Here is an 11,893-nt window from a genome sequence, read left to right on the forward strand (position 1 = left end):
CCCCCCCCCCGCCCCCCCCCCCCCCCCCCCCCCACCACCCCCCCCGGCCCGCCCGGCCGCCCCCCCCCCCCGCGGCCGGCGGAGCGGCCGGCGGAGCGGCCGGGGAGGCCGCGCGCGTCGCGCGCGTCGGGGACGGGGGTGCGGGGCGTGCGCATGGGGGGCCTCCCGGGGGCGGTCGCCGTGACCGTGCGCCTGTGACGCGGTGCGCCCCCGGACGGTTCCGCGGACCCGCCCGCCCGCGCGCGTGCGACGATGGGACCCCACGACCGTGCCGACGAGAGGTGCACCCCGCCCGTGTCCCCGATGGCCGCGAACGCGCCGGCTCCCGCTTCCACGCCGCCGGAGCTGCTGCGCAACTTCTGCATCATCGCCCACATCGACCACGGCAAGTCGACGCTGGCCGACCGCATGCTGCAGCTGACCGGGGTCGTGGACGCGCGGGCCATGCGCGCGCAGTACCTGGACCGCATGGACATCGAGCGCGAGCGCGGCATCACCATCAAGTCGCAGGCCGTGCGCATGCCGTGGGCCCTGGACGGCACCGACCACGCCCTGAACATGATCGACACCCCCGGGCACGTGGACTTCACCTACGAGGTCTCGCGCTCGCTGGCGGCGTGCGAGGGCGCGGTGCTGCTCGTGGACGCCGCGCAGGGCATCGAGGCGCAGACCCTGGCGAACCTGTACCTCGCCATGGAGAACGACCTCACGATCATCCCGGTGCTCAACAAGATCGACCTGCCCGCGGCGCAGCCGGAGAAGTTCGCCGAGGAGCTGGCCGGCCTCATCGGCTGCCAGCCCGAGGACTGCCTGCGGGTGTCGGGCAAGACGGGCGCGGGCGTGGAGGCGCTGCTCGACGAGATCGTGCGGCAGGTGCCCGCGCCGGTGGGCGACCCCGACGCCCCGGCCCGCGCCATGATCTTCGACTCGGTGTACGACACCTACCGCGGCGTGGTCACCTACGTGCGCGTCATCGACGGGCAGCTCTCCCCGCGCGAGCGCATCGCGATGATGTCCACGAAGGCCACCCACGAGCTGCTGGAGATCGGCGTCAGCTCCCCGGAGCCGGTGCCCTCCCGGGGCCTGGGCGTCGGCGAGGTCGGCTACCTCATCACCGGCGTGAAGGACGTGCGCCAGTCCAAGGTCGGCGACACCGTCACCAACGCCGCCAAGCCCTCCACGCAGGCGCTGGGCGGCTACCGCGACCCCAAGCCGATGGTCTACTCGGGGCTGTACCCGATCGACGCCTCGGACTACCCGGCGCTGCGCGAGGCGCTGGACAAGCTCAAGCTCAACGACGCGGCGCTGTCCTACGAGCCGGAGACGTCCGCGGCCCTGGGGTTCGGCTTCCGCATCGGCTTCCTGGGCCTGCTGCACCTGGAGATCGTGCGCGAGCGCCTGGAGCGCGAGTTCGACCTCGACCTGATCTCCACCGCCCCCAGCGTCGTCTACGAGGTGACGATGGAGGACGGCAAGGTCGTCACCGTCACCAACCCCTCGGAGTTCCCCGAGGGCAAGGTCCGCGAGATCCGCGAGCCCGTCGTCAAGGCCACCGTCCTGGCGCCCAGCGAGTTCATCGGCGCGATCATGGAGCTGTGCCAGCAGCGCCGCGGTGAGCTGCAGGGCATGGACTACCTCTCCGAGGACCGCGTGGAGATGCGCTACCGCCTGCCGCTGGCGGAGATCGTCTTCGACTTCTTCGACCAGCTGAAGTCGCGCACCCGCGGGTACGCCTCCCTGGACTACGACGTGGACGGCGACCAGGTCGCCGACCTGGTGAAGGTCGACGTCCTGCTGCAGGGCGAGCAGGTCGACGCCTTCAGCGCGATCGTGCACAAGGACAAGGCGTACTCCTACGGCGTGATGATGGCCGGCAAGCTCAAGGACCTCATCCCGCGCCAGCAGTTCGAGGTGCCGATCCAGGCGGCCGTGGGCGCGCGCATCATCGCGCGCGAGAACGTCCGCGCGATCCGCAAGGACGTCCTCGCCAAGTGCTACGGCGGTGACATCACCCGCAAGCGCAAGCTGCTGGAGAAGCAGAAGGAGGGCAAGAAGCGCATGAAGATGGTCGGCCGCGTGGAGGTCCCCCAGGAGGCGTTCATCGCCGCGCTGTCCTCCGACGCCGCCGGCGACAAGGCCAAGGACAAGGCGAAGAAGTAGCGCCCGGGCCCCGGCGCGCGCTGCCGCGCGCCGGGGCCCGCGCTGCGCCGTCCCGCGCCGCGGGCACCGGCCCCGGAACCGTGTTACTGTCGACGCAGTCGCTGTTCTCGATGTGCTTGCAACACCCCGGGGATTGATTCCGAGGTCGTTCAGCTCTCCATCCGGTCAGCACCTCGGTGACGAGCTCCCACGTGGAGCGTGCAACCCGAGGAGGCCTCATGGCTCAGGGAACCGTCAAGTGGTTCAACGGCGAGAAGGGGTTCGGCTTCATCGCCCCCCAGGACGGCTCGGCCGACGTCTTCGTCCACTTCAGCGAGATCACCGGCAACGGGTACCGCAGCCTGGACGAGAACGACCAGGTCGAGTACACCGTGACGCAGGGCGCCAAGGGCCCCCAGGCCAGCCAGGTCACGCGCCTCTGACCCGCACCGCCCGACGGAGCCCCCGCACCCCACAGGGTGCGGGGGCTCCGTCGTCCCCGGCCGCGCCGCGTCAGCCGCGCGGGCGGCGCCACCGGGCGTGCTCGTGGGCGGGCTCGTGGAACGTCCACCGCCCGGGGGCGGTGAAGAACGCCCACGTGCCCGGCAGCCCGGTCTCGTCGACGCCGGGGACGGAGTAGTCGCACACGCCCCGCTCGAACACCCGGTTCAGCCGCTGCCACTGCTGCTCGCTCGTGGCCGGGTAGTCCGCGCGCGCCGGCGCGCGCAGCCGGCAGGTCACCACGTCGCTGGCGAGGGGGCCGCCGGCCACCAGGCGCGGGGAGGACGAGGAGGGGTACAGCGCGTTGCAGCGGGTGTCGCCGCGGAACACCTGCGCCTCGGCGATGCGCTCGCCGCCGGCGGTGAAGCAGGCGTCGGTGAGGTCGACGGGCCGGGCCGCGACGACCGCGGCGTGCCGGTCGCGGCGGCGGTCCGCGCGCGCGGCGAGGATCCACCGGTCCATCTGCTCCAGGGCCCCCACCAGCACGGGGCTGGCGGTGCTGAACAACCCGTACCGGTCGCTCTCGGTGAGCATCACCTGGTTCCCGGCGTCGCCGTTGGCCTCGACCAGCCGCTCACGGGTGGAGAACGAGTGGTAGCGCTGGTGGATGTCCCCGGCCGGCTCGTCGTCGGTGTAGGCGCGGTAGTCGATGATCGGGACGTCCGCCAGGCCGCCGCCGCCGTCGAGGAACCGGCCGGTCTCGTAGCCCGCGCGGCGCGCCGCGGGGTCGGCGTCCGTCCTGTCCGCCACGACGCGGGCGTCGATGTCCAGGCCCCCGACGCGGTCGTTGAGGTCCAGGAACTCGTCCACGTCGATCACGCCGCCGCGCAGGGCCTGCAGCCCGTACTGCACGCCGACGTTGTCCAGCGGGCGGCGGGCGAACCCGGTGGCGGGGTCGGTGCCGTAGGCGTTGCGGGTGTGGTCCCACACCGTCGCCCGCGCCCCGCGGGGGTTCGTCTGCGGGTCGTAGCGCTGCTCGACCGGCAGGGACGGGTCGAACTCGGCCTGCGGGTCCAGCCGCTTGGCGCCCTCGCTCTGGCTGGCGACGGCGTTCGGCACGGCGAACCCGCTGACGGCCAGCTCCTGCTCGGGGGTCAGCGCGCTGGGGTCGGTGACCGCGAAGTAGTTCTGCAGCAGCCGGGAGTCGGCGAGGTTCTGCGACGTGGCGAGCCCGACGTCGGGGAAGCTGCACCCCACCACGATGCCGTCCAGCAGGCCCGGGTAGGCGTCGGCCGCCTGGTGGGCCTGGTAGGAACCGCCCGAGCAGCCCCAGCCCATCGTGTAGCGCGGGAGGCCGTAGGTCTCGATGAACTCCTCGCGGGTGGTGCTCAGCGTCTCGCTGGCCAGCAGGTCGTTGCAGTCGTTGCCGAAGACGTTCAGCGAGTTCGACACGACGGCGAACCCGCGCGAGAGCATCGCGTCGTCGAGCACCCCGCCGGTCGCGGTGCCCTGCCGGTACCAGCCGCCGCGGCAGCCGCCGCCGAAGGTGTAGACCACCCGCTGGTTCCAGGCGCTCTCGCCCGCCAGCGCGGAGGGCTCGTCCGCGTCCGCCTCGCGCGGGTCGGCCAGCGCCGCGAACTCGTACACGCCCCGGTTCACCGTCCCGGTCTGCACGCGCACCACGTACGGCACGCGCACGCCGTCCAGGGTCCGCGTCCAGGCCACGTCCGCCGGCAGCGCGCGCGGGTCCGGCAGCGGCGCGAAGGCGCCGGCGGTGGTGCGGTACACGTGGTCCACCCGGGTGCCCACCGAGCAGTCCGCGTCCAGCGGCGCACCCAGCGCCTCGCCGGTGACGGTGCGGAACTCCTCGGTCTCGCACGCGAAGGGTTCCTCGTGCGGGCCGGCGAACACCGGCCCGGTCCCGGGGTGCGCGGTGATGCGCACCGCGCCGGGCCGGCCGCGCGGCGCCTCGGCGGTGACGGCGTGCCGGCCGGGGTCCAGCCCGTCCAGGACGGCGAGCAGCTGCCCGTCGCCGGCGGTGAACTCCCCGGTCACGTCGCGCCCGTCCAGGCGCACGCGCACGTCGCGGGCGTCGACGCCCTGCGGGACGGCGACGCGCACCAGCGCGTCCCCGCCGGAGACGGCGTCCGCCCTGCTGGAGAGGACCTCGACGACCGGGGGACGGGTTCCCCCCGGCGGTGCCGCGGCGGCGCCGGTGGCGGTCAGGGCCAGGATCGCGGCAGCGCCCAGCGCTGCCCAGCGGGGACCGGGGATGGTGCACCTCTTCGTGCGGGTCGCGCGCGGCGACGGACCGGGACGGTGTCCTCACACCACCACCGCCGCCGTGCGCCGTCAAGGCCCCGGCGGTGCGCCGCCCCTGACCGGCCCGTGCCCGGCCCGTGCCCGGCCGGTGCCGGGGGGCAGTGCGCGCCTCAGGGCTGCGGCAGCGTGAAGCGCACGGTGGTGCCCCCGCCGGGCGTCTCCTCCACCCAGATCCGCCCGCCGTGGCGCGCCACGACGCGCCGGCAGGTGGCCAGCCCGATGCCGTGACCGGTGCGGGCCGAGGGGTCCACCTGCGCGAACACCTCGAACACCCGCTCGCGGTGCTCGGCGGGGATGCCGGTGCCGTTGTCGGCCACGGACACCGTCCAGCCGTCCGCGCCGCGCTCGGCGCTGACGTGCACCCGGCACGGGCGCAGCGGGGAGCGGTGCTGCACGGCGTTGGCGACGAGGTTCTGCAGCAGCTGGCGCAGCAGCACCGGGTCGCCCAGCACCCGGGGCAGGTGCGCGGCGCTGACGCGGGCCCCGGCCCCCTCGATCCGCCCGCGCAGGTCCAGCACCACCTGCGCGTGCAGCTCCGCCACGTCGGTGCGCTCGCGGCGCACCCCGCAGCCGCCGGAGCGGGCGTAGCACAGCAGCGAGGCGATGAGCTCCGCCATCCGCCCGGTGCTGCGCAGCGCCGTCGCGATCCACTCGCGCCCCTCCTCGCCCAGGGCGTCGCCGTGGACGTCCCGGAGCATCTCCAGGTAGCCGGAGACCACCACGAGCGGGGCGTTGAGGTCGTGGCTGGCGGTGCCGGCGAACTGCTCGAGGTCGTGGTTGGACCGCTCGAGCTCGCCGTTGCAGCGCTGCAGCGCCTCCAGCGCGGCGAGCTTGTCCGCCAGCTCCGCGTCGGCGCGCTCCAGGGCGGCCTCGCGGGTGCGGACGGCGGTGACGTCGTGCAGGGCCACGACCGCGCCCAGGCTGCTGCCGTCGCCGCGGTGCAGCGCGCGCCCGTCGGCGATGGCGACGGTGGCCGAGCGCCCGGAGGGGGCGATGACCAGCTCGCTGCGCCGCACCTCGCCCTCCCGCAGCACCCGGCGCATCGGCACCTCCTCGACGGGCAGCGGCGTCACGCCGTCGGCGGCGAAGAGGCGGTAGGCGGCGGGGAACTCCTCCGGGTCGACGCCGGGGTCCGCCTCCAGGCCGTGGACCTGCCGGGCGGCGCGGTTCGACATGGCGACGCGACCGTCGGGCTCGACCACGACGATGCCCACGTCGATGAGCTCCAGCACGGCCTCCTGCAGCTCGCAGCGGGCCTCCGCCTCCGCCATCGTCACCTCCGCCAGCGCGCGCTGCTCGGCCACCTCGGCGGCGTGCTGCTCCTCCAGGCGGGCGTGCAGGCGCCGCTCGAAGGCGGCGGCCGCCAGGCGCGCCAGGTCCCGCAGCGCCCCCACCTGCCCGGCGCCCAGCGCCCGGGGGCGCTCGTCGAAGACCCACAGGGCGCCCAGGACGTGGCCCTCCGGCGTGGTCAGCGGGGCGGCGGCGTAGCAGCGCACGGCGCCCAGGCGCCCGTCGACGAGCGGGTGCCCGCGGAAGCGCGGGTCGGCGGCGGCGTCGGCGACGTGCACGAAGCCGTCCCGGTGCAGGTGCAGCGCGCACAGCGAGTGCGCGCGCGGGCGCACCAGCGCCTCGCGGCCCACCGCGCTCAGCGTGCGCGCGCGGTGCTCGCCGACGACCTCCAGCGCGGCGCCGCGCGCACCGGTGACCTCGGCGGCCACGCGCACGACCGCCGCCAGCTCCTCGTCGGCGGGCGCCTCGAGCAGCCGGCGCTCGTGCAGCGCCGCCAGCCGGGCCGACTCCGCCCCGTCGCGCGTCCCGTGGTCCACGTCCGCCGATCGGGTCCGCCGCGGGCGCCCTTGAGGCCCCCGGCGCCGCACCACCCGGACGGCGCAGCGGCGACGGGGGCGCGTCCGCGGGGCGGTCCCGCGGGCGGCTCAGGCCTCGAAGCCGGCGCTGGCGGTGACCGTGCCGGGCGGCACCTCGGTGAACCCGCCGTCGCGCACGTCCACGCGCCCGCCCGCCGGCAGCACCGGCGCCCCGGTCACCACCCGCACGCCGAAGCCGCCGGCGGCCCACGGCGCGGTGAGCGCGGCGGGCAGCTGCTCCAGGGCCAGCTGCGCGGCGTGCCCGACCTGCGCGGCGGCCTTGCCCGTGGTCATCCGCACGTCCGGGCACAGCCGCACCGTCAGCACGCCCGGCGCGGGCGCCGGCGCGCGGAACCCCTCGGGGTCGGCCAGGTCCAGCCCGCCGACCTGCAGCGGGCTCAGCAGCGCGGGGACCTCCTCGCGCGGGTGCGGGGCGAAGGCGCGCACGACGGCGTCGCCGGAGCGCGCCTCCACGTGCGGCAGCTGCGCGGTGCGCTCCCACCTGGCCCCGCGCGCCCGCCGGGTGATCTTGCGGATGCGCCGCCCGCGCCAGGCGGCCACCGCGTCGTGGAACTCCCCGCCGGGCGCCGTGGTGCGCTCGTCGGTCAGCAGCAGCACCACCGCGCGCGCCGCGGCGACGAGGACGTCGGTGTGCGCGGGGGCGGGGTCGCGCTCGACGCGGGCGACGAGGGAGAGCGACCAGGGCTCGTCCTCGTCGGGCAGGACCCACGGCGCCGTCAAGCGCGCTCCCGCCACAGCCCGTCCAGGAAGCGCAGCTGCCGCTCGAACTGGTGGGCGGCGCCGCCGGAGTGGTCGGAGAACTCCCACACCGTGATGTCCTTGCGCACCGGCCGGCCCGCCGCGCCGCCCGCCCGCCGCCCGTAGCGGTTGTAGGCGGCGAACACGGTCGAGGGCGGGCACACCGGGTCCATCATCCCCACGCTGAACAGCGCCGGGGCGCTCGCGCGCAGCGCGTGGTTGGCGGCGTCCACGTGCGCGAGGGTGCGGAACGTCTGCTCCACCGCCTCGCGGGAGTGCCGGCGCAGGAAGGTGACGACCTCCAGGTAGGGGCCCTCGCCCGCCACGTCGCAGGCGCGCCGGATCGAGCACAGGAACGGCACGTCGACCAGGGCGGCGCTCACCGCCTCGCCGGCCAGGTGGGCGGCGGCCAGCGCGAACGCCCCGCCCTGGCTGCCGCCGGCGACGACCAGGCGGGAGGGGTCCACGCCGGGCAGCGCCGCAGCGGCCTCCACGGCGCGGGCGCAGTCCACGTAGGCGCGGCGGTAGTAGTACGTCGCGGGGTCCTGCACGCCCTTGGTCATGAACCCGTTGGCCCACTGCCCGGCGGTGGCGCCGGTGTCCGGGTCGGGGGTGTCCGATCCCTGCCCGCGGGTGTCCACCACGAGCAGGGCGTACCCGGCCGCGGCCCACTCGGTGTGCTCCACGGGCCGGCCGCGGGTGCCGGAGTAGCCGATGAACTTCACCACCACCGGCAGCGGCCCCGGCGCGTTCCGGGGCCGCAGGAACCAGGCCGCGACGCGGTCCCCGCCCCAGCCGGAGAAGCGCACGTCGGAGACCTCCACGTGCGCCAGCTCCGGGCCCGGCCCGGGCGAGAGCCGCAGGTCCAGGGGGTGCTCGCGGGCCAGGGCGAGGCTGTCGGCCCAGAAGGCGTCGAAGCCGGCGGGCTCGGCGACCTCGCCGAGGTGGTCGCGCAGCTGCTCCAGCGGCAGGTCGGTCAGTGGCACGCCCGGCACGCTACCGCCGCGCCCCCGCGGTGCGCGGCGGGGTTCAGGCGCGGCTGCGGCGCCGCGCCGTGGCGAGCTGGAAGACGGCGTACGCGGCCAGGCCCAGGGCCACCAGCACCAGCAGGACCTTGCCGTACGGCTGCTGGGCGATCTCGCGGAAGGCCGCGTCCAGGCCGCGGGACTTGGCGGTGTCGCCGCCGGCGGAGGCCACCACGAGGCCGCCGAGGACGGCGAACGCCACGCCGCGCGCCACCCAGCCGGCCACCCCCAGCGCGGTCAGCGCCGGGGAGAGCGAGCCCTCCACCTTGTCCTCGAACTTCTTCTGCACCCCGCGCACCACCAGGGCCACGCCCACGGCGGCGACCGCGAGCCCGGCCACCACCACGAGCACCGGCCCGCCGGGGGCCTCCAGCACCCGCTGGGTGAGGGTCTGCTGCTGCTGGCCGGCGGAGGAGCCCCCGCCGGACAGGAACCGGGCGCTGGAGACGGCCAGCGCGGCGGCCACCACGGCCTTGGCGACCGCCTTGACGCGCTGGGAGGTCTTCTCCGCGGCGACCGCGGCGAGCACCTGCCAGGCGACCATCGCCACGAAGCCCAGGGCCAGCAGTGCCAGCAGCACCTTGCCGAACGGCTGCGCGGCCACGCGCCCCAGCGCGCCGGAGGAGTCGGCGCTGCCGCCGGAGCCGCCGAGGGCGACCTGCAGGGCGAGCCAGGCCACCAGCAGGTAGACGACCCCCTCGGCGGCGACGCCGGCGCGGCCGGCGCGCTTGACCGTGCTCTCGTGGCGCTCGGCGAAGCGCTGACCCTGCTGCGCCGTGCGCTTGACGTCGTTGGCGGACATGGGCACATGGTCGGGCCCGCCCGGTCCCCGCGCACCCCGGCGCGGGGCGCGCCCGCGCACCGCTCACGGCGCGGTGCCCGGCGGTGGCCCGGGGTGCCCGGAGGGGGCCGTCCGGGTGGCCGGGGCGGCCCGCGCGCGGGGTGACACTGGAGGGGTGCCGAGCTCCCTGCCCGACGGCGAGGCCGTCCCCACCGACGGCGCGCTGCCGCCCTCCGCCCTGGCCGGCGCCGCCGAGCGCACCTTCGGGGTGTACCTGCACGTGCCGTTCTGCGCGGTGCGCTGCGGCTACTGCGACTTCAACACCTACACCGCCACCGAGCTGGGCGGCGGCGGCTCGCAGGCCGCCTACGCCGCCACCGCCGCCGCCGAGGTCGACCTGGCCGCCCGCGTGCTCGGCGGCGCCGCCCGCCCGGCCTCCACGGTCTTCTTCGGCGGCGGCACGCCCACCCTGCTGCCCGCCGAGGACCTGGCCGCGATGCTCGGCGCCGTGCGCGCGCGCTTCGGGCTGGAGCCCGGCGCGGAGGTCACCACCGAGGCCAACCCCGACTCCGTCACCCCGGCCGCGCTGGCGACCCTGGCCGCCGCCGGCTTCACCCGCGTCTCCTTCGGCGTGCAGTCCGCGGTGCCGCACGTGCTGGCGGTGCTGGACCGCACCCACGACCCGCGCCGGGTGCCCGAGGCGGTGCGCTGGGCGCGCGAGGCCGGCCTCGACGTCAGCCTGGACCTCATCTACGGCACGCCCGGGGAGTCCGCCGACGACCTGCGCCGCAGCCTGGACGAGGCGCTGGCGTGCGAGCCGGACCACGTCTCGGCGTACGCGCTCATCGTGGAGGAGGGCACCCGGCTGGCCGCGCGCATCCGCCGCGGCGAGGTGCCCGCCCCCGAGGACGACGACGAGGCGGAGAAGTACGAGCTCGTCGACGACGCCCTGGGCGCGGCCGGCTTCTCCTGGTACGAGGTGAGCAACTGGGCGCGCAAGGCCGAGCACGCCTGCCGGCACAACCTCGCGTACTGGCGCGGCGGGGACTGGTGGGGGGTCGGGCCCGGCGCGCACAGCCACGTCGGCGGGGTGCGCTGGTGGAACGTCAAGCACCCCACCGCCTACGCCGGCCGCCTGGGCCGCGGGCACAGCCCCGCGCACGCCCGCGAGGTCCTCACGGCGCAGGACCGGCGCACCGAGGACGTGCTGCTGCGCTCGCGCCTGGCGGAGGGCTTCGACCCGGCGTGGTGGGGCGCGCAGGCGGTGGCGGCGGTGCCGCGCCTGGCCGCCGACGGCCTGCTGGAGGCCGCCGGCGACGGCCGGTGGGCGCTGACGCGGCGCGGGCGGCTGCTGGCCGACGCGGTCGTGCGGGCGCTGCTGGGCTGAGCGCCCCCGCGCCGCCGCCCCCGCACCGCCGCCCCGGCGGCTAGCGTCGGGGCACCGCGGCAGCGCGCCGCGGCGGGGGAGGTGGCGCGGTGGACGCGGGCGTGCTGGGGATCGGCGTCGTGCTGGCGGTGTTCGCGGTCTTCCCGCTGCTGTTCGTGGCCGTGCTGGTCGTCTTCGTCGTCGCGGTCGTGCGCGGCGCCGGGGGCCGCGGCGGTGCCCGCCGCACGGGCTCCGGGCCCGACGCGTCCCCGGGCGCCCCGCCCGGTGACGCGGTCGCGGACGCCGCGGGGGACTGCGGCCCGCCGGCCGGCGCGGGCCCCTCCGGCGGCGACGGCGGCTCCTCCTCCGGCGGGGGCGACGGCGGCTCCTCCGGGGGTGGAGGCGGAGGTGGTGGCGGAGGTGGCGGCGACGGCGGGTCGTGCTGAGCCGCCCGCGCGCGAGCACCGGCTGGGCTAGGTTCGCGTCGTGCGCCTGGGAGTGAACCTCGGCTACCTGACCGGCGGCGACGCGGCCGCGGCCGCCGCCGACGCGCTCGCCCTGGCGCGCGCCGCGGAGGACGCCGGCTGCGACAGCGCCTGGGTGGCCGAGGCCTACGGCTCCGACGCCGTCAGCGTCCTGGGCTGGCTCGCCGCGCAGACCTCCCGCATCGCCCTCGGCTCGGCCGTGCTGCAGGTGCCCGCGCGCGCCCCCGCCGCGACCGCGATGGCCGCCGCCACCCTCGACGCGCTCTCCGGCGGCCGGTTCCGCCTGGGGCTGGGCGTGTCCGGGCCGCAGGTCTCCGAGGGCTGGTACGGCCAGCGCTTCGGCGCACCGCTGGCCCGCACCCGCGAGCACGTCGCCGTGGTGCGCGAGGTGCTCGCCCGCCGGCCGGTGACCTTCGCCGGCGAGCACGTGCGCCTGCCGCTGCCCGACGGGCCCGGGGTGCCGCTGCGGCTGATGCTGCCCGCGCCCCGCACGGAGCTGCCCGTCTACCTGGCCGCCGTGGGCCCGCGCAACGTCGAGCTCGCCGGGGAGGTCGCCGACGGCTGGCTGCCGGTGTTCCTGGCGCCCGAGGCGAGCGCGGAGCAGTTCGCCGCCCTGGCCGCCGGGGGGGCCCCGCGGGCCCCCCCGCCCCCGCCGGGCGTCGACGTGTGCGCCTCCGTCGCGGGCGAGGTCAACCCCCCCAACAGCGAGC

10 protein-coding genes are annotated in these 11,893 nt (G+C 76.9%); 5 read left to right on the plus strand and 5 right to left on the minus strand.

What is annotated here, in order from left to right; all coding sequences use genetic code 11:
- Nucleotides 1-303 precede the first annotated feature (303 nt).
- Together lepA and ACRYR7_RS20700 are read left to right on the plus strand one after the other, a co-directional pair.
- On the plus strand, nucleotides 304-2,160 hold the full coding sequence (lepA, locus tag ACRYR7_RS20695) for a translation elongation factor 4 (RefSeq protein WP_432574005.1): 1,857 nt from the start codon (nucleotides 304-306) through the stop codon (nucleotides 2,158-2,160).
- 218 nt (nucleotides 2,161-2,378) lie between these two features.
- Nucleotides 2,379-2,582 (plus strand): cold-shock protein, encoded by a 204-nt coding sequence (locus ACRYR7_RS20700; RefSeq protein ID WP_432573997.1) that lies wholly within the window; start codon nucleotides 2,379-2,381, stop codon nucleotides 2,580-2,582.
- Nucleotides 2,583-2,652: 70 nt separating this feature from the next.
- Here the strand turns inward: ACRYR7_RS20700 and ACRYR7_RS20705 are convergent, their stop codons facing one another.
- The 5 genes from ACRYR7_RS20705 to ACRYR7_RS20725 all read right to left on the minus strand — a co-directional run bounded on the left by ACRYR7_RS20705 (nucleotide 2,653) and on the right by ACRYR7_RS20725 (nucleotide 9,353).
- The gene (locus ACRYR7_RS20705; protein ID WP_432574006.1) at nucleotides 2,653-4,854 is read right to left on the minus strand and encodes a DUF6351 family protein; all 2,202 of its coding nucleotides are present in this window, start codon (nucleotides 4,852-4,854) and stop codon (nucleotides 2,653-2,655) included.
- 158 nt (nucleotides 4,855-5,012) lie between these two features.
- On the minus strand, nucleotides 5,013-6,728 hold the full coding sequence (locus ACRYR7_RS20710) for a sensor histidine kinase (protein ID WP_432573998.1): 1,716 nt from the start codon (nucleotides 6,726-6,728) through the stop codon (nucleotides 5,013-5,015).
- Nucleotides 6,729-6,836: 108 nt separating this feature from the next.
- Nucleotides 6,837-7,508 carry a hypothetical protein gene (locus ACRYR7_RS20715; protein WP_432573999.1) on the minus strand — a complete coding sequence of 224 codons (672 nt, stop codon included), beginning with the start codon at nucleotides 7,506-7,508 and terminating at the stop codon, nucleotides 6,837-6,839.
- Nucleotides 7,505-8,512, minus strand: a complete 1,008-nt coding sequence (locus ACRYR7_RS20720) for an acetylxylan esterase (protein WP_432574000.1) — start codon at nucleotides 8,510-8,512, stop codon at nucleotides 7,505-7,507. The genes ACRYR7_RS20715 and ACRYR7_RS20720 overlap by 4 nt, the downstream gene beginning before the upstream one ends.
- Before the next feature lie 43 nt (nucleotides 8,513-8,555).
- On the minus strand, nucleotides 8,556-9,353 hold the full coding sequence (locus tag ACRYR7_RS20725; protein WP_432574001.1) for a DUF1206 domain-containing protein: 798 nt from the start codon (nucleotides 9,351-9,353) through the stop codon (nucleotides 8,556-8,558).
- 154 nt (nucleotides 9,354-9,507) lie between these two features.
- Between ACRYR7_RS20725 and hemW the strand changes: the two genes are divergently transcribed.
- The 3 genes from hemW to ACRYR7_RS20740 all read left to right on the plus strand — a co-directional run.
- Nucleotides 9,508-10,719 carry a radical SAM family heme chaperone HemW gene (hemW, locus tag ACRYR7_RS20730; protein ID WP_432574002.1) on the plus strand — a complete coding sequence of 404 codons (1,212 nt, stop codon included), beginning with the start codon at nucleotides 9,508-9,510 and terminating at the stop codon, nucleotides 10,717-10,719.
- An 89-nt stretch (nucleotides 10,720-10,808) separates the two neighbouring features.
- Nucleotides 10,809-11,144, plus strand: a complete 336-nt coding sequence (locus tag ACRYR7_RS20735; RefSeq protein WP_432574003.1) for a hypothetical protein — start codon at nucleotides 10,809-10,811, stop codon at nucleotides 11,142-11,144.
- A gap of 40 nt (nucleotides 11,145-11,184) precedes the next feature.
- Nucleotides 11,185-11,893, plus strand: a 709-nt coding sequence (locus ACRYR7_RS20740) for an LLM class flavin-dependent oxidoreductase (RefSeq protein ID WP_432574004.1), incomplete at its 3' end; no start/stop codon positions are given.

Source organism: Kineococcus gurbantunggutensis (assembly GCF_050871925.1).
Taxonomy (GTDB): domain Bacteria; phylum Actinomycetota; class Actinomycetes; order Actinomycetales; family Kineococcaceae; genus Kineococcus.

Excerpts from the sequence above, each read along its gene's own strand:
- lepA (WP_432574005.1), top strand. The coding sequence starts at position 304 with ATGGCCGCGAACGCGCCGGCTCCCGCTTCCACGCCGCCGGAGCTGCTG.
- ACRYR7_RS20700 (WP_432573997.1), top strand. The coding sequence starts at position 2,379 with ATGGCTCAGGGAACCGTCAAGTGGTTCAACGGCGAGAAGGGGTTCGGC.
- ACRYR7_RS20725 (WP_432574001.1), bottom strand. The coding sequence starts at position 9,353 with ATGTCCGCCAACGACGTCAAGCGCACGGCGCAGCAGGGTCAGCGCTTC.